The organism is Haloarcula sp. NS06 (assembly GCF_051122755.1).
Lineage (GTDB): Archaea > Halobacteriota > Halobacteria > Halobacteriales > Haloarculaceae > Haloarcula.
Genome location: NZ_CP184842.1, coordinates 232526 through 253508, shown reverse-complemented (window position 1 = coordinate 253508; position 20983 = coordinate 232526). Strand labels below are relative to the sequence as shown.

Sequence of the window (20983 nt, the reverse complement as noted above, 5' to 3'; positions counted from 1 at the left end):
GGCAAAAATTGAGCCGAAATTCTGATCATAGGTAAAGGAGTCAGGGCGCTTGCTCTCGCCTCTGCGACGTATCCTACTGTTCGGGGTCGTTTCCGCAGTCCGGACACGAAAGCGAGACACCGTCGTCACCAACCTCGGCGACGTGATAGTCCGCGCCACATTCTTGACACGGAACGGCAACGCGAGTCTCACCAGCCTCCTGTGGAGCGCCGAGTGCAATCGCGCGAACCCGCTGCCCGCTTTTATTTTTCCCCGACTGGTACTCGCCCGCCGCGAATCTGATTATTTCGCCGCCCTCAACGGTGATTTCGTCGTCTTTCGTATAGAACGTTGCTGTGCCTTCGACGACGTAAAACACCTCTTCCTGGTTCGTATGTGTGTGCAACCCGCCGGAAAGCTCGTCATCCGGTTCGAGTTCAAAGTAGTTCAGTGCCAGATTGCTGAGGTTCAGCGGTTCCGTCGCGTGTTTCGTCACGTCGGCGTTCATCGGATTGTTCTCCAAGTCATCGAGCGTAACCTTCTGCATACCTCTGCTACTCTTGACCGGTCGGTTATCGCTTTCGTCTCGTAACCCTGGACGAGGTTGTAAGGAGCGCCCTCAAAGAGGGCGGGAAGTGACTCAATCAGGCGTTCGCACTGAACTGGTCATACCGTGATTTGAACTGTTCAAGACAGGAGGGGCAACAGAGATAGTGCAGACTGCCGTCAAGTTCGAGGGTCTCACCGTCCTCGGTTACATCGTTGCCGCACTGGGCACAGGTGACTGCAAGGTCGGTTCCACTGACCTGGGGCGTCCAGTCAGCACTCGTGAGAACGACAACCTCGTAATCAGTAATCGCCTCCCACTCCGCAGTATCGAACGTCTCCGTCAGGAACGTCCGAACATCTGCGTTCGGGAGGCGCGACTGGAAGAATACGCGCGGATCAGAGGCCGTGAACACGTGCTCAACGCCATCTGCCAGTGCGAGGGTATCCCGGATGTCTTCGACCATATCGGGTTGGACTGCGAGTTCCACGAGAACGGGAACACCGCCACGGAGTTTTGAGCGGTCGAGATCGAGTGTGAACCGGCGGATTATCCCCATGTCTTGGAGACGACTAACACGGTCAGACACCGACGGTGAACTGAGATCGACGGCGTCAGCGATTTCACGGTAGGGCCGACGTGCATCTTCGGTGAGGAGCCGAAGGATTTTGAAGTCTGTCTCGTCTAAGGTGCGCATGCGCTAATTAGATCGCGCATCTAAATACCTGTTTTCCTTAATTCGGAAACTCCAAGAGCCTGTTTACCTATTTCTGCTAGGCAAAGATAGCATAAATATGGACCCCGTATATGTGGTTAGGTTAAGGGAGCTGGGACCGCTGGCCAGGTTTCAAATGAAACTGCACCACCATACGGGGACACCAAATGACAAATCACGACGAACATAATCAAGACGAGAACAGAGGCGGGAATGAGACTCCTTCAGGGCCGGAACGGGACCGATCTGATGGCCGTTCAACTCGCCAGAACATAGATCACGAGCAACCCCACGTGGAGCAGGAGCTGGTGGAAGACGAGGCACAGGTGTCGGGTACTGCTCACGCCGGCCATGAAATCACTTCTGAGGGTGGGCATGCGGGAGCACACGTCGAGCATGGAGACCACGGTGAGGATAACGGTCACGGCGACCACGGTGGGATGCACGAAGGCCACGAGCAGATGTTTCGGCGGCGGTTCTTCGTCTCAACGCTCCTTTCGATACCAGTCCTCCTCTACAGCGAGACCCTCCAAGAGTGGCTCGGGTTCTCGGTTCCAGCGTTCCCCGGCAGCGAGTGGATTAATCCTGTCTTCGCGGTGATCGTGTTTGCCTACGGTGGGATTCCCTTCCTGCAGATGGCCGTCCCCGAGTTGCGAGACCGTTCACCCGGGATGATGACACTCATTTCCATGGCGATCACCGTTGCCTTCGTCTACAGTCTTGTGAGCGTCGTGTTCCCGACTCAGTCAGCGTTCTTCTGGGAACTCGTGACGCTTATCGACATCATGCTGTTGGGCCATTGGATCGAGATGCGGTCGGTCCGGCGAGCCTCCAGCGCACTCGATGAACTGGCGAAGCTGATGCCCGATACGGCCGAGCGAATTACGGACTCTGATGACACCGAGGAGGTCCCTGTGAACCAACTTGAAGAAGGTGATCTCGTGCTCGTCCGTCCTGGTGCGAGCGTCCCAGCGGACGGTGTGGTCGCAGAGGGCGACTCCGATGTGAATGAGGCGATGATCACCGGCGAATCCAAGCCCGTCTCGAAAGAACCGGGCGACGAGGTCATCGGTGGGACTGTGAACGGCGACGGCAGTCTCCGCGTCCGGATTGACGCGACTGGCGATGAGACGACGTTGGCAGGCATTATGCGGCTCGTCGAGGACGCCCAGCAGAGTAAGTCGAAGACACAGATGCTCGCTGACCGGGCAGCAGGGTGGCTGTTCTACGTCGCTCTGGGTGCAGCCGTCGTGACCGCTGTCGCATGGACGCTCGCGGTCCAATTCGACGCCACAGTCATTGAACGGGTCGTCACCGTTCTCGTTATCGCATGTCCGCACGCGCTCGGACTGGCAATTCCGCTCGTCGTCGCCATTAACACCTCGATGGCCGCACGGAACGGGATGCTCATCCGCGACCGGATCGCTATGGAGCAGGCGCGAGATCTCGATACAATCGTGTTCGATAAAACGGGGACGCTCACGAAGGGTGAACATGGTGTCGTCGGTATCGAGACTACTGACGCCCTCAGCGAGGATGAAGCGCTCGCGCTGGCCGCCGGGGTCGAGGGTGATTCCGAACACATGATCGCCAAAGCTGTCCGGAAGGCAGCTGGCGAGAGGGGGGTCACCGCACCGCACGCAACGGACTTCGAGGCGCTCAAAGGACGTGGTGTGCGGGCGACGGTTGAGGGCGAAACCATCCACGTCGGCGGACCGAACCTCCTCGAACAGCTCGATAGCGATGTCCCGTCAGACCTCCAAACGTTCGCGGACGAGGCTGGCGCGAACGCCCAGACCGTCGTCTACCTCGTCCGCGACGGGACCCTCGTCGCGGCGTTCGCAATGGCCGACGTCGTCCGCGAGGAGAGCTATAGGGTCGTCGAAGCACTCCACGACCTCAATGTCGAAGTGGCGATGCTCACGGGTGACTCTGCGGACGTGGCCCACGCGGTCGCCGAGGACCTCGGCATCGATACCGTGTTCGCGGAGGTCCTCCCCGAAGACAAGGACAAGAAGGTGACTGAACTACAGCACCAAGGCAAACTCGTCGGGATGGTCGGCGACGGAGTCAACGACGCACCGGCACTCACCCGAGCGGACATCGGCATCGCTATCGGGAGCGGGACGGACGTTGCGGTCCAGTCGGCAGACATCATTCTGGTCCAGAACAATCCGATGGACGTGGTCCGACTCGTCAAGCTAAGCCGAGCGAGCTACAAAAAGATGCGAGAGAACCTCGTCTGGGCGGCTGGCTACAACGTCTTCGCCATCCCGCTGGCGGCTGGCGTGCTCGCCCCGTGGGGAATTCTGCTGTCTCCGGCCGTCGGGGCGCTACTAATGTCTCTGAGCACGGTCATCGTTGCCATTAATGCGCAGTTCCTTCGACGAGCTGACCTCGAAATCCCGAGCCTCCCCGAGGTGTCGTCGCCGGCCGACTCCCGACCGGCTGATTGATTTTCCGCGAGTGTCCTCTCCACCCCGCGTTGCCATCGATGGGGGCGGTTCCCAGCGGTTATACGCGGCGAACACGAATCTACAGTATCATGCGAGAGGTCATTTTCACCGTTGAGTATGAGAGGGGTACCGATGAGTTGATGGATCTCTTCATCGACAATCCGGACCTGCACGCCCGGTCGATGGAGGTGCACGCGACGACCGAGGCGGTGTGGGGAATCGACAAAGTCGTCGGTCCAGCTTCCGTCCTCAACGAGTACGATGACCGTCTGGAGCGGATTGACAGTGATTCGAACAGGACCGGGATGTGCGGCGTGCCTGTCACTGAGTGGCAGTACGAGACCCTTTCGTCGAACCCTGAATCGCGGAAGATCTACTCACTCCTCAGGGAAGGCGACGGCCCGCGGTCGATTCCCCTCGTCGCTGCAAAGCACGTCGGTGAGGGATTGATTATGCGGTCCGAACGCCGAGGCGACCAATCCCGCTGGCATTTACTCATCGAGGATTCTATTGGAGCGATGCACGACGAAATCCGGGATAATCTCCGCGAGGAGTTGTCTCTCATCGTTGAACGACTCGGAGAGCCACCGTGTCTTCTTGAAGATAGTCGGGTACAGACCGACCTCACACCCGAACAGCAGTCAGCGCTCGAAGCCGCACTAAACCACGGCTACTACGAGGAACCGCGACAGGCTACGGTCACCGAGATCGCAGACGAAGTCAGCATCCCAAGTTCGACGTTCCAGTATCGATTGAACCGCGCTGAAGCGTGGCTCGCAGAACAGTTCGCAGCTGATTCAATGACCGTCGATATTGACGCGGCGCTTGACCCCGCGGACATCGAGTTCATTCAGTAGGTGTACAACGCACTCGGGATGACTACTTGGAATATTTCGAAGTAATTCGTAACCCTCCGTCTCTCCAAGTCCTCGTGTATGACAAGCGACTCCGACATCAGTGTCCAACTCGTACGAAACGCTACCGTCCTTGCCACCATCGATGAGACGACATTCCTCGTCGATCCGATGTTCACACCGCAAGGAGAGATGCCGACGGTAACAGATAACCCGGCAGTTCCCGAGTTCCTCACAACCGAGAACCAGAAACGGAATCCGCTCGTTCCGCTGCCGGATGTCGATCTCGACTACGATGCCGTCGTCGTCACTCATCGTCATCCCGACCACTGGGACGAGGCAGCGAAAGAGGAACTTGAGGCAGACGTCCCGCTCTTTTGTCAACCCGAAGAGGCAGAGGCATTCACTGACGAAGGGTTCACCGACGTGCGACCTGTTGATGACGAGGCCACCTTCGAAGGTATTACGATTCACCGAACGCCGGGCCAGCACGGACACGGCGAATTAGCCGAGGGAATGGGCCCGGTTTCCGGGTTCGTCTTCGAAGGTGACGAGACTCTGTACATTGCCGGCGATACGATCTGGTACGAACCGGTGGAAGAGACGCTGGACCGATTCGACCCTGATATGGTCGTCCTCAACGGCGGCGAAGCACAGTTCGATCAGGGTGAACCCATCACGATGGGCATCGAGGACATCAACGCTGTCCGTGAGGCCACTGACGCGACGGTTGCGGTCGTTCATATGGAAGCGATCAATCACTGTCTGCTCTCGCGGGAGGAATTACGAGCAGAGACCGGGGACGTGGTTGTGCCCGAGGATGGGGAGCAGGTCTCCCTGTAACCGAAGTTCAAATCGCCCTCAAACGGCACTCAATCTAAACGGTTCTCAGGTCGTTGTTCTCTGCAGAGATTGCAGAATCAAGCCTTCTCTTTCTCTCACCAAATACATAAGCGAGCTGTTGATTTGACCACAGAGGCACTGTCTAGTTGAGGGATTGAGAAGTGAGCAGGCCGTAGCGAGAGGTGTTCATGACACTCGCAGACCTGCTCAGCGAAACGTTGGAAACGGACAGTCAAGACGTTTGGGAGAATGAGCGAACCCCGACACCCGTCCGGCGATTCGGGGTGCGTCTCCATACTGCGGGGCTGTCGATCAGGGAGACGGTCGCTATCTTAGACCTGCTGGGTGTCGATCGCTCTCACGGGGCGGTCTGGAACTGGGTTCATACATTGTCTGAGGCCCAGAGCGACCCGCCGACGGCGGAGCCGTCGCGGGTCGCAGTGGACGAGAAACAAATCGAGGTTGACGGCGAAAAGAAGTGGTTGTACGCCGCTGTCGACACCGAATCAAAACTGCTTCTCGAAGTTGACGTGTTCAGCCGCCGCGGGACTGACCCCGCGGCGGCTTTTCTGCATCGACTCACTCAGAAGCACGATGTTACCGATACAGTGTTTCTCGTTGATGCTGGCGGCTATCTGACTGCCCTCTCACGTCACGATTTGAGCGGTCGGCTCGACTACCGAATCCGGAACCACATCGAAAAGTGGTTCCAGACTGTGACCATGCGAATCGACCGCTTTCACTCCTTCTGGAGGGGCAGTCAATCCAGCGCGAAACAGTGGTTACGACGCTTCAGACACCACTACAACCACGAACGGCCAAACCAATCACTCGACGGAAAGACGCCAGCTGAGGTCGTCCAGAACTAGACAGTGCCACCACAGACAAACTGCCAACCTCTGACTTCCAATCTATCCGCAGTAGTTGAGACTGGTGCTCTCAATGCATACGTCTTCGAATCGCTTCGTGGTTGAACGTCATCACTACTGGTGACTCACACAGTATCATCATTTTCAATATTTTCATAGATTTCAGTCCTAACACTCTTTACGGTGAGTGTCATAGATTCAATCAACGATGTCTATTGATCGAGAAACATTCGAGAACACGAGCGAGGACGAACTCGAGGAACTCTCTGTTCCAGACCAAGTCCTCGGGTTTCTCGCTGCCCACGGGGACCGTGCGTTCAAGGCGAGTGAAATCGCCTCGCAAATCGGTATCGACGAGGGCGCAGTCAGCACCGCCCTTTCACGGTTGAAGGACCGCAGTCTCGTTGAACACAAGGCGACGTACTGGGCAGTAACCGACGACACTGATCGACTCGACGGGTATAGTGGCTACGAGCGAGCGACTGCCCTGTTCAACGAGCAGCTCGGTGAAGAGGAGAAGGAATCGTGGCGCGAACACTCTCCCAGCGAGCCACATCCGAGCGAGGAGAACGAACAGTGACCGAGGAGGAAGCTTCGCCGATTTTCCACCGGGGAGATGTCGTCTACGGCGATGACCCGTTCAAAGGCGATGAAGACGCCCGACCGTGGCTGATTCTCTCAAACCACGAGGGGCGTCCGTTTCATGGCGAGCAGTATATCGCAGTGACGCTCACAACGAAATCCTGGATGGACGGGCTCATCGACATTCCCGAGGAAAGCTGGCTTCGCGGTGGAACACCAGCCGAAAGTCGAATCGTTCCGTGGGGAGTGCAATCAATCGACCACGAGGACATTGATTTCTGGCAGGGCCGTCTAGAAACCAATCTCGTTGACGAAGCGGTTGCAGCTCTTGCCGAGGAACTACGGTAGCCAGTTCTTCCAGCAATCTTTGCTTCAGAGGGACTTTCTGTAGAGCAACTCATTGCATATGCGCATGTAACAACCAGAAAGCAGATGCGTACAGGGAGAGCCGAAAATTGAGTTATATCGTGTCACCTTGGAGTGGTTTTATTCCAACTTATTGTTGTCCTATAGTACCCAAAAATATTCCCACCGATCTGCGAATATTGTAAAGAACAAGATATTTACCACCACTAAATGACAAATAGATAGATGAATCGCAGAAACGGAATTAAGATACTAAAAAAGACTCCTTGTCTATTTCAGTGATTCTATAAAATGGGAACGAAATCAAAAAACCGATTCAGCGGTTGGGCGCTAATTATATGTGCAGTAGCATTGCTTATCATCTCTGGTTTACTCATTGGTGCTCCCTCGGAGCCGACGACTAGGGCTTACACCACAGAGACGAATGAATCGCAAGTGTCTCCGGATGACGAGGTAGTCAGTTACAATAACCTTTCAGCAGCGGGCCAAGACGTGTTCGACCAAGCACTCCGTGCTGATGGGATTGCCACAGTGAATCAGTCACCGCCAGATTTCGACTATCCAGATGATACAATGGACTATACCTACGTCGAAAAAAACAGGGCTATATACACTATAGGCACTGGATCAAATCCATGCAGGGTGTGTGCCCTCGTGGAGCCACTTAGTATCGTGGCTGGGGTCGCGGGGGTCATCCTGTTACTGAGCGGAGTGTATCGACTGATAAGCAGGGAATCTGACGCTACATAGAGCTGATTATCGGTAGAGCGTCTTTTTGACGGTCTGGTTTCAATTTGGCCGCAGGTTTCGTTCACGACCAATTCTGATCAACATTAGAGCTTTTACAGCCTACGAGTTATAATCACTGCAGCGGCTACTGTCACTCATACTGCTTAGCCCCATTGGGTGCTGTATATGTTTTCTCTATCACCAGTTAGACGAATTTTTGGGCGTGTCGTGGCCGATCTCTCGTAGTGGTTACGAGTTGTGACTCTCAATGCAATGTCTTTCGACGGATCGCACAGCAGTCATACGCTGAATGGCCAGCGTATGATTCTCTACAAATATGCCAGCCACTATTGGTATCGCTCTTGTGACGTAGATTGTTGGTGAGTTAGAGCGCTGTTTTGAGGATGGTTTTGAGAGCTTCTTTGCCTGGTTTTCGATAGACACGACGACGAAGTTGGAAGGCTCTGAGATACGGTGTCAACTTGTCCTTGGAGATGCCTCGGTGGGGCGAGAGCCAGGATCGCGCCAGCGATCCGTGGCTCTCGCAGGTATTGACGTGAACCGCTCCATCGGCGTATTCGCCGTCACTGTGGACGACGTATTCGCGGTCGAATGCGTCGTCCTCGTCAAGCGGTTCGTACGCTCGAAAGCCGTCAGTATAGACAGTCAGCGACTCCTCTTTGCGGTCGGCCAGCAGGAGTCGAATCGTCGACTCGTCTGCGGCTTTCGCTGGCAGCACGTAGCGGTCGCCGCTTCCGCGGTCAGCGAGAATGAACACCGGCGGCTTGTCCTCGGCGTACGTACCACGTCCACGCGTGGACAGCCCACGCGAGCGCGATGGGCCATCGCGCTCGCGGCCTTTGAGCCCGGCTTTGACGTACAGTTCATCAATTTCAACCGGGCCTTCGAGTTGTAGTTGAGGCGCGTCCAGCGCTCGCAGGAAGCGCTGGACGCGCCGATAGACCGACTTGTAGGAAACGTCTATTTCTACGTCTAACTGCCTAAGGCTGGTGTTGAAACGGATGTAGGTGTAGACGGCGAAAAACCACTTCCGAAGAGCGACTGCCGAGTGTTCAAACACCGTGCCTGTCTGATCGTTGAACGTGCGGTCGCAATTCTTACACAGGTACCGCTGAAACACCCGATAGCTGCCGTACCGAATCTGTGATTCGGCACGGCAGCGCGGGCAATAGACGCCGTCGCGCCAGCGAATCTGTGCCAGCAGATTCGCGGCCCGACGCTCCGAGACGAACGTCTTGAGTGGAATCATGCTTCGTCGGGTGGCGCGAACGCGCCACCCTTGCCCACTACGACTTCTAGCTACAGCTGGAACCTGACCAACAATCTCCTACCCAAGAGCGATTGGTATTTTCGGACCTAAATCAAAATAGTAGTGGGGCTGATTGTACCGTTACAACTACTCGGGGTTCCAGGAGACGGATTTGATACACAGCTTTCTCCCCCCTGTCTTGCGAGTGAACAACTGCTCAGTGAGGTGCTTAGTTATCAACAGATGACCCCGGCTCGGAGGTGGTTCTCTCACGTACTGCTTGGGTCTTTCCCCTGTTATAGAGCCAGAATAGGACGAGTAGCGTCAGAGGGAACAATACAATAGCGATGATGGCAAGAGGCGGAAAGAGGAGGAATAGAGCAAATGTTTTCCACGAAACGAGGGTGTCACGGGGCATAACTGAACTTCCGGTCAAGGCAATATCTGTCTTGTGGACTTCCAAAAAGTGAGTTTACGTACCTTCCCTGTACTGAGCAGTAAACGGATTCTTGAGCCTGCCGTGGCCAGCATCTCGTAGTGGTTGCGAGTTGTGATTCACGACACACTGTCTTTCGGCGAATCGCCCAGCAATCATACGCTGAGTGGCCAGCATATCGTTCAACGCCACTTTACGACCAGAGTTCTCTCCCCGGTCTCGAAGAAGATATCTGGACCGTTGCCTCCACATGGTTCGACCATGAGGACCACCACTCCGTCGACGAGTTCGTGTCTCACTACCCAGTAGCGTATGTCGAGTTTGGGCCACATGACCAGTATTCTGGAGCCACCCAGTACGAGATGGCTCAACTGTTCCGACTGTTTCTGCTCAAAGAACTTCACGGCTGGACCCACGAAACGGCACTTCTCACGTACCTCACCCACTATCCTGAGCTCCGTGAGCAACTAGAATTAGAGACGATCCCAGACCAGTCAACACTGTGGCGAAGCTGGCACGAACGATTCACTACAGAGCTTCGTGAGACAGTTGAGGCAGCTGCGCGGACAATTCTGATCAAAGCCCAGAACGCGGGTGTTGCTGTTCCGCGCGAGCCAGAACGTAGCTTTCCTTCACAAAATGACGAAGCGAACGAATCAGACCCAAGTACTCAAGCCGTCCTCGGCGAAGCAGTATCGATTACAGACCACGTCAGCCGTATTGTCTTCCCAGCCTTCTCGTTAGATCGTGGTGATGGTTGTGAAATCCACGAGAACGCATATTGGGACTTACAAACGCATCTCGGACTTCGAGAGCGGTTGGCTGCCAATGAAGGTGCTCGTAGTTTCGTGTGTGAATCAACTCGAGATCAAACACCATTGGGTCATGTCCATCGCGATCAGATTCGTGACCTCTCTATCGGGCAAATTCGAGAGATGTACCGGAAGGCTGTGAATCGATTGTTGGAGGAAGCAGCGGAGACGGAGGAGTTCTTCCGAGCAGGGATCGTCGCTATCGATATCACTGAGGCGGACCCGTTTACAGGTGACAGAACCGGGCACGAAGACGAAATTATCGGGACGAAAGAGCAGACCGATAAGTACGCTTATCAGTGGGCCACTGTTCAACTGGTCGGCAATGCGGTTCCGATTGTCCTCGATGCCCGTCCTGTGCGAAGAGGTGAATCACGGAAAGCGATAGTGAAGGATCTGCTGGATTCAGCTCAAAACGCCGTTCACGTCGATACCGTGTTGATGGGTCGTGAGTTCGACAGTCAGCATATTCTGGATATTCTCAGCCAACGAGGGCTTTCGTATGTCGTGCCCAAGCGAATGCAGACCAGCGAGAGAGCCCAAGCAAAGCGACTGCTCCAGCGGGGTCAGGACCGATACGAGACTGGTAGGAAACTCCATCTCGGGAAGAATGAGTGGCACGAAACGACACTGATCTACCGGCGGAAGGAGGATTCAGAACACGATGATCACCGGCAGTACTCGGTGTTCATGACGAACACCAGCAGCGCCTATCTCACCGAGTACGGGTATCGCTGGGAGATCGAAAGCGGCTACAAGTCGATCAAACGCTTCATGGCTGCTACAACATCCAAGGATTTCGGGTTGCGGTTCTTCTACTTCGCGTTTGCGTGTTTACTATACTCGATCTGGCGAGCCGTCGATTTGCTCGTGCAGGTCGAATTGACTGGTGGGTACGAGCACGCACCAATTGTCACCGCTGACAATACGCTGACGCTGTTGAAGAAAGAAACTGGAATCGGGTAGAGAGGGACTCAATCCGGGTGAATGCGGAGTCCGAGTGGCTACACTATCGAAAATCTTCGGAATCTGGCATTATTATCACCAGTACAACATGATCGAGTGGTTGAGAGCTAATCTGAAGATGTCCTCGAATCACTTACCCGTCCAAATCCACGCATTACAGCCCCGCTAAATCCGCTGTAGTCTCAACTTCAATACATGTACAGAAGTTGAGACCGGTCGTCTCAATGCATACGACTCAAGCTCCTGTCTGCTCAGTACTTCAGAGTTGGTCGATCGGCTTGTTGATTATATTGAAGAGTTCGCTTGGCTGGTAGAATCGAATTCCCGCATTGTCTTCGACGAACCGTACAACAATCAACGCTGAGTGGCCAGAATATGATGGGTAACTGCTCACCAACTGGAGTCCGATTGGCGGTTTTGAATGCGATCTACGGGCAGATTGAAAATAGACCTCAAAAAGACACCACCGATTATTTATCCTCTGTCGCATCGGCATCCCTGTTCCTGCGGCGGTACACCCCGCCCAGCAATAGGATGATCCCCGCGAGTCCGACCACGATGCCGACTGCATCCGCGAGAAGAACTGCCATGTAATTACTGAACCCAGTGCCTACACTGTATATCGTCCCGTTTTTCTCGACATAGGTATAGTCCATCTCGTCATCTGGATAGTTGAAATCTGGTGGTAATTGATGCACTCTGGTATATCCATTAGTACGGAGTCCTTGGTGGAACACGTCCTGGCCCCCTTCTGAGAGGTTATTGTACATGACTACCTCGTCATCGGGAGATACCTGCGATTCATTGGCTGCTACAACGCGGACATCGCTCGACCTATCCACTCCACCAATGAGTAGACCCGATATGATTAACGATACGACTGCAAATATAATGAGAGCGCGGCCACTGAATCGAAACCCTGCTGGTGTACCCATTCTAATAGAACTCCTGAGACAATTATGGAGTGTCTCTTAGTATCCTAAATTATCAGCTGAGTTGGCGATTTGATTTGTTGTACACGAGCTTATATCTTTTGTGGCACCGTCGGCACCTACACCCGCATTGTGCACGCAGTTGTCACATGGTGCTATGTTTCCTGTTTCGAGACCAGCCGTGTACCAGATTTGAGCCGGTGATACGTTCTGCTCTGGAGTAATTCTGCCAAGAGAGTGATCCTTAGAATGGCCTTGGGAACAGCCGTCTGACGGTGTATCAATATTGTCCCCCAAGAGCGCATGAATGGCATTGTGCATGACAGTGACCTCGAACGTATCATCCCCAGATGGGTAGGCACTAACCCCGGCGGTTTTGGAATGCGTATTGACCCCAGCAGCGGCAGCCTCGGAGCTGTTACAGTCTGGATGTGTTGTGAATGGATTACCTGAGCCCTTGACCGTCCCTAGAGTCCCGCCCGCACCAAGAGCCAATGATTGAGTAATTACAATGTGACACTCTTCATCGGACGGACAGCCATAGTTGTCAACTACGTGGGGAACGAGGTCTGTCTCGATGAAGTCGCCGTAATCAGTTCCAACAGACTGGAACGGAATACTCGGATTCATAGCCTCTGCTGCGAGATTGGTGTCGATCTGGGTGTCCAGGTCCCCGATTGCGTCGATGGCCCCATCGACAAATCCGTCGCTGACACCCTCCTCTACTTTCCAAATCTTGAAATCGACAGTCATTGATCTTCCTCCTTAATTTCTGCCACACTTACTTGTCCATAGTTCCGTGCAACGTACCGCAGTTCGATGTTGTCTGGATTCTGGCCGCGACCCTTTGTCTCGATGTCAAGCCCGACAGTCTCCGTTGGAGCAGCAACCACACGCTCTATCTTTATGTCCGAGTTCGATGCGATTCTCAGACAAATCCCTTACCCGGACAGCAGGGAATTGGACTTCTGAATTCAAGGTACGTGTTTACCCCGATGACTCAACGGCCGGCACAGCCTGATCTCGTGAGATCATCTCGTTGTTTCGGGAGAACTCGCTTGAGTTCGTCATAGGGATTGCGTCCCTGCTGGCGCCACGTCGCCAGCAGGGACAGCACCGTCTCATGAACGAACATCCCGCGGTCATTGCGGAGTGTTCCGATAAGTTTCCGGAGAACCACCGGTTCACGGAGCGCGTTTTCGGCGGCATTGTTCGTCGGAGAGACCGCTGGCTCACCGACGAAGGTGAGCCAGTGGTCGAGGCCCCCTTCGATTTTTCTGATAAGTGTTGCCACTGGTCCGTCGGGAACCGACCGCTCAATCAGCGACTCAAGCTCTCTTCGTGCAACACGCTGGAGTTCTGCTCGCTCACGAAGAGTCAAGTCGCTCTCCAGTCGCGTCTGGAGAGCGACGTACAACTGCTTGAGAGAGTCGTAAATCGGTTTGCCTTCTGGCTGCTTTTCAGCGGCATCTTCAGCCTCTCGCAGAATATGTGCCCAACACCGTTGGAGATTGTCGCTGAAAGCTGGATAGGCCGTCCACCCATCACAGATAACTGTTCCCGCGAAGTCCTCGCCGAGGACTTCCGCGGGAACGTCGCTTCCACGACTTTCTCTAACCGCGTAGAGCGTATGGTTCTCGGTGGTGAACGTCCAGATCCATGCTTGCTCACCATCCCGTTTGACGCCTGTTTCGTCGATGTGGACAACGTCAGCCTGCTGGATCTGACGGCGGATCTGCTCGTATTCACAGCGACCGGCGCGCGCAGCGCGCTCGGTCGCGTGCCACGCGGCCGCGCCTGACAACTCCAGTTCATGCAGCTGCTCGAAACGGTCTGCAATCTTCCGATAGGGGAGGCGGTAGTCGTACCTCGACAGTGCTGATTGGGCGATAACGTTCACCCCGAACTGCCCCTCATCGGGGCAGTCGGGGTGTGTAGCGACTGTCTCAGTCCCACAGGAGTCGCACTGGTAGCAGTGGCGGTTGTACTGCGTGACTTCTGGTGGCTGCGGGTCCGGTATCTCCTCGACGAGTCGGGGGCTGACGCCCACCGACTCGTCGAAGTGTTGGCCACACTCTGGACAACAGTCACAGGTGACCTCAACTTCTTCGTCTGGATCAGCTGTAGAGCGCCACTCTGGGTCGTGACCGTCCTTCCGTCCAGGAGTGCCGCCATCAGTTCTGACATCGTCGCCTTCGTCATCTTGCGAGGTCGGGGACTCGTCAGTCCCCGACCGTCGCTTACTAGGCGGTGTATGTGGATTCTCGTATTTGCGAAGCCGTGTTTCGAGTTCTTCGATTCGCTCTTGCTGCTCTTCGATCCGTTCGTCCTTTTGCTCAAGCTTCTCCTCCAGCTCGTCAATTCGCTCTTCCATCTGGAGAAACCGTGAGAGAAGTTCGTCTTTACTGAGGTCATCCCAATCCACTATGACCACCTCAGCGTTACCTCAGCAGGGTCACCGGGATGGTCTCCGAGCGGAGACCATCCCTGGAGAAATCCAATTAGCCCTTGCTGAGGGTACATATGCCCCCGATTGGTCGCCTGTTACGAGATAGTGGCGAAGTTCATCGGGGCTAAACACGTACAATTCAAGAAGCCCATTGCAGTTGTAGTGAGTTGTTCGTTCGTCTTCAGGGGGACAGTTTTTCTGGAGCGGCCAGAATTGACGGTGTGGGGGAGCGTCTCGTAAGAGTTCGCTCTAACGACTGCTGAGTTTGACTGGATCAGTTCACGAGTTTCGTCGGTAAGGGACCTGAACACCAATTCCTGTGATTCTTGATCGTAACCGTATCTTGGTAGTGGATCTTGATGACCCGCTTTGTCGATCTCCGGTTTTTTGAGAGTGAAACCGACCTCACCGAATACAGCTTCTCCGACAGTTGTTCTGGACTGGGAGGAATCCTGATCTTCAGCCGCGGAACCGAGTCCAATGGCGCTCAAACCGAGCATTCCGACTGAGGATTTGATAGCAGTCCGTCTCGTAACCTGTGTTGCCGACTGGAGGGCAACATTATCCTGATTATCTTCCATGGGGCGACATGTAAATGTGTATGGGTGAAAACATATAAAACTAGTCAAATAAGATAAATTTGATATCACACTGACTATTTGGATCTGAGGGTCCCCTGCGGTACAAGTTATCGATGAAACCACCAAAGGTAACAGAGTCGATACCCTCAGATGCCGGGTATGTCGAACAGTCAGAGCATCAAGATTGGGTGTTTGGAGACCGGTTTGTGCCGATTCGTGTTCACTGAACCTGCCGAAATCACGCATTAGAGTCCCCGCTAAACCCACCGTAGTTTCAACTCCCAAATACGAACAGTAGTTGAGACTGGCCGTCTCACTGCATACGGCTCACGAATTTCTTACGTACGAACAAGTGTTTGAACCGATAGAGTGTGAATAACTGAAAAGCATCCTAGAGAATCTATCTCGTCTGTACTGACCGATTCACGTTCTTTGTATAGCCTGAGTTAATGGTATCCCGATACACAAGCAGGAGCATCCCGAAAAGTATTCTATAGGGATTGGCAATCAATTATATATTTTGTCCAGCCACCCGATTTCTACGGGTAACGCTTCCTTGATGTGATCGTCCTAAATATCTATAGATATAGTACCTGACAGAACCACAAGATATCTATTGGTGCATTAACTTGCAACACTATAACACTCCAAATGAGTGATGCACAATTCACAAATATCGATAGCTCAAGCATGCAATCTATCCTGAGGCAGCGTCTAGGTATTGATGCAAGAACCCTTGCCGCATTCCGGATCAGCCTCGGGTTGGTTCTCATTGTAGATCTCCTTTTACGAACACGCAACCTCCGGATGTTCTACACAGAAGATGGTGTTCTTCCAGTCTCTCTGCTAGCAGAACAATCCCCTATGGTTGCACGTGTTTCTCTTCACACTCTTTCTGGCGAGATGTGGTTTCAGATTTTTTTGTTTTTGATCGCGCTCACATTCGCACTTGCAGTGACAATCGGCTATAAGACCCGGATAGCAACCGGTATTTCTCTCATTCTACTACTGTCTCTTCACGCCCGGAACCCATACGTGCTGTCTGGTGGGGATGCACTGTTGCAGCATCTACTGTTTTGGTCAGTGTTCCTTCCGCTTGGTGAGCGATGGTCAATCGATGCACATCGTCGAGGAGCACCACGAGAACAAATCGTTACGGCAGCAAGCGCAGCGCTGCTAATTCAGGTTCTACTGGTGTATGGAGTCAATGCAGTATTGAAACTTCGAGGAGAGCGCTGGATGGCGGGTGATGCTGTTACTTAGCATTTTTGCACTCGACCAATTCATCGTATTGCTTGGCCCGCACCTTCAGGAACTGCCGGTTATTCTCGAGATAGCTAATTGGCTATGGATCGGACTTCTTGTGGCCTCACCGTTGCTCATTCTTTTGACTGGACGATTGCGGATTATTCTTGTTGGAGCTTTCGGGGCCATGCATTTCGGGATGCTGCTAACGATGCATTTGGGAATCTTCCACTAAGTGTCTATAATCGCCTTGATTCCCTTCCTACCCAGCGACGTATGGAACACATTTGATCGCAACCCACTGTTGAACCGGCTCAAGTTGGCGGTGATCCCATTTCAGACTTTTTTGTCTGGAAAACTCCTGCTCGGATCATCTGAAAACTCCTTCTTTGGTGTTGAATGGTCGCCAGTTCGGTTGATACAGATAATACCAGCCGTGCTACTCGTTGGTGTCATTCTTTTCAATGCGATAGCATTAGGTTTCGCTCCAGTTCCAGCACAAGCCGATGAAACCCTTTCGGGAGCGTACTCAGACTCACGGTGGACAATGTTTGCTCCCTATCCTCCAACAGAAGATCGTTGGTACGTAGCTTCCTAGTAAAACAGAATCTACCAATCAGGTTGATGCATTCCACCGCTCAGAGATTCAATGGGAGCACCCTAATAACATTGCAGCAACTTATTCGTCAGCACGAGAGCGCAAGTATATGAGTAATATGCGTCATGATGAGGATCTCCGACCGAGTTTTGCAAGGTATCTCTGTGAACGTTGGAACCGTAATCATGAGGATGAGCTCCAGACAGTTTCGGTTTATGCCCTTGAAACACCGACGCAGACTGCCAGTGACAGTGCCCAAGAAAGAGTCAAACTTGTAGAACAGTCATGCGGAACAAGCGCTATGCAAACGTAGGGTACTGAACATTCACCGTTAGTTAGCTGTCGTACGTCGTCCCGAAGCGGATGCAAACCAGCGAGAAAGCCCAAGCCAAGCAATTGCTACAGCGGGGTCAAGACCGATACGAGACCGACCGCAAGCTCCATCTTGGGAAGAACGAGTGGCACGAGACGACGCTGATCTACCGTCGGCAAGAAGACTCTGAGCACGACGACCACCGGCAATACTCGGTATTCATGACAAACACCAGCAGCGCCTATCTTACCGAGTATGGGTATCGCTGGGAGATTGAAAGCGGCTATAAATCGATCAAGCGATTCATGGCCGCCACGACCTCGAAGGACTTTGGCCTCCGGTTCTTCTACTTCGCATTTCGCGTGTCTTTTGTACTCGATTTGGCGAGCGGTCGATTTGCTCGTCCAAGTCGAGTTGACGGGTGAGTACGAACACTCACCCATTGTGACGGCCGACAATACGCTCACGCTGCTGAAGAAGGAAACGGGAATCGGATAGTGTGGGGGGCTCTACCCGTGTTAGCGCGGCGTCTAAGTGGCAACGCTCTCGGAAGTCGCCGAAATTCGCGCATGTCGTTGAAATTTCATAGGAATAGCCGTTTGGAGAGCAATCTGAGCCAGTTCCCGATCACTGAAACAGCCGAAACCATGCATTACAGTCCCGCTAAACCCGCTGTAGTCTCAACTTCCAGGGGCGGCTAGAAGGCAGGTATATGACCAAATAATCGGTTGAACCGACGTTCCTTGCGGCAGACACCCACCGTACGAAAACATCGTGAGAAGGCGCTAAGGTCGATGATTCAGAAACAGACACCAATCAGCCGAAAATAATGAACGCAGGATAGCGCCGCCGCTCAGGTGTCAGTGGACACCTAACCGCCCGATAACGTTAGTCCGGCGGGTCGAGACCGTAGTATTCTTTCGCCACTGTCAAGAACTGGTTCGCATCCACACGCGGCGCATACGTCGAATTCTCACCTTCGATGGCGAGTTTCACCAGCAAGTCCACGAGCCGCCAGACGTTGTACAGCACGCACGCGAATACGAAGTTGAAGAACCGATACGTGTGGCGTTTGCTCGTCGTGCGGACGCGGAACGTCTTGATTTGCTTGTAGCCGTTCTCGATGCCCCAACGGTGGCGATAGCGGCGAACCATCCGCTCGACCATATGGATGCGCTCTATCTTGTTATCGCCCTCGTTCAGCGTCACGTTGGGATGGTTCGTCTCGAACAACGCGTACGCCTGTGCATCCTCTTCGCTCCCGACAGTCGGCTCGTTCTCCTCCTCTTCTCGCAGTTCCTCCGTGAGGGCACTGAACCCGTGCGAGGCATCCTCCTCATTCAGTTCAATACCGAGTTCAGAGAGGTCTTCACGCATCTCCTTGCGGATGTCTGGTCTCTCCTCGGTTTCATCCCCCTCATGCTCGTTCTCTGCGTCGAAATCATCGTCAGCACTGGACGGGAGATATATCCGCTTGCGAGTCGGGCCGCTTGAGACTGATTCTTCTTCGATGTTAGCCATCTCCCCGGAACGACGGAGCCGCGTACACGTCGCCTTCTCTGACTCGTACTTCCGTGCGCCGTTCAGGTAATAGACACCATGCTTGTCGCAGGAGTCTTTCACGCCCTCGCTATCGAACTCCCTGTCCATCATCACGAGTTCGATGTCGTCCACGAGGTCAAGTGCGTTCTCTCAGCAGGCTGTCCACGATGTCGGCTCGCTTCATCCCCCGTTTGACCGGGATGGCGTCCAGCACAAGCGGGATGTCGTAGCCGATAATCTGGATTGTCGCCCACTGATAGTACACTTCACCGTCCTTGTAGCCGAGAATCCAATCCTCTGCGATGTTGTCATCCTCATCTCGCTCGATTTTGCCCGTCCACGGGTTGCCCTTGGTAATGTCAATAGCGGCCCAGAGTTTGCCGACGAGTTCGGAGTTGTGCCGAGCGCGGGCGATGAGCATCCGTGTAGTCTCGTGAAGCATCGAGCGCATCTCCTCGATAGTGAGTTTTCCTATCTGGTAGCGGTGGTTCGATGCACTCGGTGTGCGGTCGCGCTGAGAGTCGATGTAGAACGAGTGCTGGCCGCTCTGGGCGTACATATTCTCTCGCATTCCCATGTAGGCGTGCTGTTCCCAGAACGCGTTCTCGTGAACCACGGTGTTCTCGGCCCGCTTCAGGTAGAACGTGTCCGTGACGAACGGTTTGGCCTGTTGCCAGACCTCTTTGGTCTTCTCTGCAACGAGCCGCTGTTCGCTACGTTTCGAGGTGATGTCACGTTCCTCTGGTCGGAACACGGGGTCGGGTGCGGGGATGCCTTGCTCGCGGGCGAATTCGAGGGCTTCTTCGGTGGCCGTTCGGACGAATTCGCGCTGTACGTCGGTGAATTCCTTGTTCCACATCTCCCAGAGCCGGGACTGACTGGGCGCTCCGCTCGTGTCGCGGTCGTGCGTGACTGGAAATCCGAAATCACGGCAGATATTGGGAAACGAGCGGAGAAAGTAGCAGAGGAACTCTTCGCGGCAGTCCCACGCGAGTCGGAGCATATGCGCCTTCACCCACGCGTAAAACGACGTAGTATTCCGATGCCAGTCGGCACGGTTGTCACCGTAGGTCTTGTCTCGGAAGAAACTGTTTCGTAGTACCTCAACGAAATCGGGCTTTCTGTCGTACTTGGTGAGGAAGTGGATACTCCCGTTGTAGGTCTCCTCGTTGACAGTGAACGTGAAGTACCTGTCGTGGTCAAACGGTGATTCAGTAGGTTGAGCAACTGACACTACCCGTTAGCACGAGAAATACAGTATATAACTGTATGTATCTTGAAGAACCGTGTAATCGTGTGCAGATAGCTCTTTATGCGGCATGCTATTCAGAACAGGCGGTTCCTACCTGAATACCCTCGGTTTCACTATATGCAACTCCAAAGGGGACGGTATTCGTCCCAGAACACGGTTTATTAACGAAGTCTATCACTTTAGCCTGCGATTCATTTACGATAACGTATGCTCGGTCGGCAGAGCCGGTGAAACTCTTTGCCTCATTAGCCTTCTCTGCATCCAGAGAGTAGTGGGCTGAAAAGACAGTCTCAGAGTCACCCTGTGTGAAGAAGATGTCCATCGAGATGACTTTCTGGCTATCGTTTCGGACAGTGATTTCTACTTCGTTTTCGGGAGCCTGAGAACCACATCCAGCGAGAAGAATTGATGTTCCGCACGCAATCGTTGAGAGAAGGGCTCGTCGGTTCATATATTACATATGTTGACATTAATTATAAGAACTTCGTAACAAGGTCAGGACACTCACTCTCTGTCAAATAATCCAAGCGATTATTCTTGACGTGCCTGACATCCACGTTTTCGGGATATAGAGCGTCTACAAACGAATAGCGGTCGAATCAGACGGAGTTTGAGATGTCCTTGCGGAGATGCTATGCATCGGTTGC

Annotated in this window: 19 protein-coding genes and 2 pseudogenes; 10 read left to right on the top strand and 11 right to left on the bottom strand. The window is 53.8% G+C overall.

Annotation, left to right across the window (positions count from 1 at the left end):
• Positions 1 to 73: 73 nt before the first annotated feature.
• Positions 74 to 526, bottom strand: coding sequence for a cupin domain-containing protein (locus ACODNH_RS02240; protein ID WP_434530092.1), 453 nt, complete (start codon positions 524 to 526; stop codon positions 74 to 76).
• Positions 527 to 623: 97 nt separating this feature from the next.
• The gene (locus tag ACODNH_RS02235; RefSeq protein WP_434530091.1) at positions 624 to 1223 is read right to left on the bottom strand and encodes a winged helix-turn-helix transcriptional regulator; all 600 of its coding nucleotides are present in this window, start codon (positions 1221 to 1223) and stop codon (positions 624 to 626) included.
• A 458-nt stretch (positions 1224 to 1681) separates the two neighbouring features.
• On the opposite strand from ACODNH_RS02235, the gene ACODNH_RS02230 reads away from it, so the two are divergent.
• The 7 genes from ACODNH_RS02230 (at position 1682) to ACODNH_RS02200 (ending at position 7961) form a co-directional block, all read left to right on the top strand.
• Complete coding sequence (locus ACODNH_RS02230; RefSeq protein ID WP_434530229.1) at positions 1682 to 3697, top strand: copper-translocating P-type ATPase; 2016 nt, start codon at positions 1682 to 1684, stop codon at positions 3695 to 3697.
• An 89-nt stretch (positions 3698 to 3786) separates the two neighbouring features.
• A complete protein-coding gene (locus ACODNH_RS02225; RefSeq protein ID WP_434530090.1) occupies positions 3787 to 4554 on the top strand; it encodes a helix-turn-helix domain-containing protein in 768 nt (255 codons plus the stop codon).
• A gap of 78 nt (positions 4555 to 4632) precedes the next feature.
• Positions 4633 to 5394 carry an MBL fold metallo-hydrolase gene (locus tag ACODNH_RS02220; RefSeq protein WP_434530089.1) on the top strand — a complete coding sequence of 254 codons (762 nt, stop codon included), beginning with the start codon at positions 4633 to 4635 and terminating at the stop codon, positions 5392 to 5394.
• A gap of 188 nt (positions 5395 to 5582) precedes the next feature.
• Positions 5583 to 6263 carry an IS6 family transposase gene (locus ACODNH_RS02215; RefSeq protein WP_434530088.1) on the top strand — a complete coding sequence of 227 codons (681 nt, stop codon included), beginning with the start codon at positions 5583 to 5585 and terminating at the stop codon, positions 6261 to 6263.
• A gap of 208 nt (positions 6264 to 6471) precedes the next feature.
• Positions 6472 to 6843, top strand: coding sequence for a MarR family transcriptional regulator (locus ACODNH_RS02210; RefSeq protein ID WP_434530087.1), 372 nt, complete (start codon positions 6472 to 6474; stop codon positions 6841 to 6843).
• Entirely contained in the window at positions 6840 to 7193 is a 354-nt protein-coding gene (locus tag ACODNH_RS02205) for a type II toxin-antitoxin system PemK/MazF family toxin (RefSeq protein ID WP_310897095.1), read from the top strand. The genes ACODNH_RS02210 and ACODNH_RS02205 overlap by 4 nt, the downstream gene beginning before the upstream one ends.
• Positions 7194 to 7646: 453 nt before the next feature.
• Positions 7647 to 7961 carry a hypothetical protein gene (locus ACODNH_RS02200; RefSeq protein ID WP_434530086.1) on the top strand — a complete coding sequence of 105 codons (315 nt, stop codon included), beginning with the start codon at positions 7647 to 7649 and terminating at the stop codon, positions 7959 to 7961.
• A 364-nt stretch (positions 7962 to 8325) separates the two neighbouring features.
• On the opposite strand, the gene ACODNH_RS02195 is transcribed toward ACODNH_RS02200, so the two are convergent.
• Both ACODNH_RS02195 and ACODNH_RS02190 read right to left on the bottom strand, forming a co-directional pair.
• Entirely contained in the window at positions 8326 to 9210 is an 885-nt protein-coding gene (locus ACODNH_RS02195) for an IS1595 family transposase (protein WP_434530085.1), read from the bottom strand.
• A 229-nt stretch (positions 9211 to 9439) separates the two neighbouring features.
• A complete protein-coding gene (locus ACODNH_RS02190; RefSeq protein WP_050036596.1) occupies positions 9440 to 9628 on the bottom strand; it encodes a hypothetical protein in 189 nt (62 codons plus the stop codon).
• Between the two features lie 119 nt (positions 9629 to 9747).
• Between ACODNH_RS02190 and ACODNH_RS02185 the strand changes: the two genes are divergently transcribed.
• On the top strand, positions 9748 to 11424 hold the full coding sequence (locus ACODNH_RS02185) for a transposase (RefSeq protein WP_434530084.1): 1677 nt from the start codon (positions 9748 to 9750) through the stop codon (positions 11422 to 11424).
• A 470-nt stretch (positions 11425 to 11894) separates the two neighbouring features.
• Here ACODNH_RS02185 and ACODNH_RS02180 read toward each other — a convergent pair whose 3' ends face one another.
• The 4 genes and pseudogenes from ACODNH_RS02180 to ACODNH_RS02165 form a co-directional block, all read right to left on the bottom strand.
• The gene (locus tag ACODNH_RS02180) at positions 11895 to 12359 is read right to left on the bottom strand and encodes a hypothetical protein (RefSeq protein ID WP_434530083.1); all 465 of its coding nucleotides are present in this window, start codon (positions 12357 to 12359) and stop codon (positions 11895 to 11897) included.
• Positions 12360 to 12395: 36 nt separating this feature from the next.
• A complete protein-coding gene (locus ACODNH_RS02175) occupies positions 12396 to 13109 on the bottom strand; it encodes a hypothetical protein (protein WP_434530082.1) in 714 nt (237 codons plus the stop codon).
• A gap of 234 nt (positions 13110 to 13343) precedes the next feature.
• Positions 13344 to 14730 (bottom strand): annotated as a pseudogene (gene tnpC / locus ACODNH_RS02170) (IS66 family transposase).
• 170 nt (positions 14731 to 14900) lie between these two features.
• A complete protein-coding gene (locus ACODNH_RS02165) occupies positions 14901 to 15386 on the bottom strand; it encodes a hypothetical protein (RefSeq protein WP_434530081.1) in 486 nt (161 codons plus the stop codon).
• 651 nt (positions 15387 to 16037) lie between these two features.
• On the opposite strand from ACODNH_RS02165, the gene ACODNH_RS02160 reads away from it, so the two are divergent.
• Together ACODNH_RS02160 and ACODNH_RS02155 are read left to right on the top strand one after the other, a co-directional pair.
• Positions 16038 to 16649 carry a hypothetical protein gene (locus ACODNH_RS02160; RefSeq protein WP_434530080.1) on the top strand — a complete coding sequence of 204 codons (612 nt, stop codon included), beginning with the start codon at positions 16038 to 16040 and terminating at the stop codon, positions 16647 to 16649.
• Between the two features lie 919 nt (positions 16650 to 17568).
• Positions 17569 to 18040: pseudogene (locus tag ACODNH_RS02155) on the top strand (transposase); the annotation flags it as partial.
• A 390-nt stretch (positions 18041 to 18430) separates the two neighbouring features.
• On the opposite strand, the gene ACODNH_RS02150 reads toward ACODNH_RS02155, so the two are convergent.
• The 3 genes from ACODNH_RS02150 to ACODNH_RS02140 form a co-directional block, all read right to left on the bottom strand.
• Positions 18431 to 19216: a transposase gene (locus ACODNH_RS02150; RefSeq protein WP_434530079.1), complete on the bottom strand. Its 786-nt coding sequence runs from the start codon at positions 19214 to 19216 to the stop codon at positions 18431 to 18433.
• A 4-nt stretch (positions 19217 to 19220) separates the two neighbouring features.
• Positions 19221 to 20318 (bottom strand): hypothetical protein, encoded by a 1098-nt coding sequence (locus tag ACODNH_RS02145; protein ID WP_434530078.1) that lies wholly within the window; start codon positions 20316 to 20318, stop codon positions 19221 to 19223.
• 88 nt (positions 20319 to 20406) lie between these two features.
• On the bottom strand, positions 20407 to 20787 hold the full coding sequence (locus ACODNH_RS02140) for a hypothetical protein (RefSeq protein WP_434530077.1): 381 nt from the start codon (positions 20785 to 20787) through the stop codon (positions 20407 to 20409).
• Positions 20788 to 20983 lie beyond the last annotated feature (196 nt).